This is a genomic window from Halomonas halmophila (genome assembly GCF_006540005.1).
In the GTDB taxonomy this organism is placed as follows: domain Bacteria; phylum Pseudomonadota; class Gammaproteobacteria; order Pseudomonadales; family Halomonadaceae; genus Halomonas; species Halomonas halmophila.
In genome coordinates this window covers 1-754 of record NZ_BJOC01000042.1, presented here as the reverse complement: position 1 = coordinate 754, position 754 = coordinate 1, and the positions used below count along the sequence as shown (strand labels likewise).

The 754-nt window shown below is 66.4% G+C and carries 1 protein-coding gene; it reads right to left on the bottom strand.

Going from position 1 to position 754, the window contains the following annotated elements:
- Window positions 1–754: Ig-like domain-containing protein (locus HHA01_RS13290; RefSeq protein WP_218023814.1), on the bottom strand; the 754-nt coding region annotated here is incomplete at both ends.

Sequence of the window (754 nt, the reverse complement as noted above, 5' to 3'; positions counted from 1 at the left end):
GGTGTGCGTGCCATCGTTGTTGGTCGGTGCGGTGGTGTCGAGGGTCAGGTCGAAGCTGTCGCTGGTCGGTGAGGTGTTACCCACCGCATCCGTGGCTTCCGCGGTGAAGCTGACCTCGCCTTCGGCCAGTTCGCTTGCCGGCGTAAAGCTCCAGTCACCATCACCATCGGCGGTGACCGTGCCCACGGACGTGCCGTCCTGGAACACTTCCACCGTGCTACCTGCTTCGGCGGTACCGTTCAGCGTCGGCGTCAGGTCGTTGGTGCTGTCGCCACTCGCCAGGTCATCGGTCAGCGGTGTGGTGTCATCGGTGGCATCAACGATCACCGGCGCCGCCGGCGCTGCCGCATCCACCGTCTCGGTGGTCGGCTGGCTCTCGTTACCCGCAGCGTCGGTCGCGGTGGCCGAGACCTCGGTGCCATCCTCCAGCGGCGTGTCCGGCGTCACCGACCAGTTGCCGTCACCATCGGCCGTGGCGGTCTGATCCGTCTCGCCGTCACCATTGGTGTCGACGTTGACCGTGCTGCCGGCTTCCGCGGTGCCGCTGAGCTCGTTGCCATCGGTCGCATCGATCGTCGGCGCGTCCGGTGCGGAGGTATCGATGACCACTTCGCCCAGTTGGCCATTGTCACTGGTGTTGCCGGCCGGGTCGGTCTGGCGGGCCACCACGTCGCCTTCGGCGTATTCGCCTTCCGGCAGCGTGAAGCTGGTGCCGTTAACTTCGGTCCAGGTGGTTCCGCCGTCAGTGGAGTAC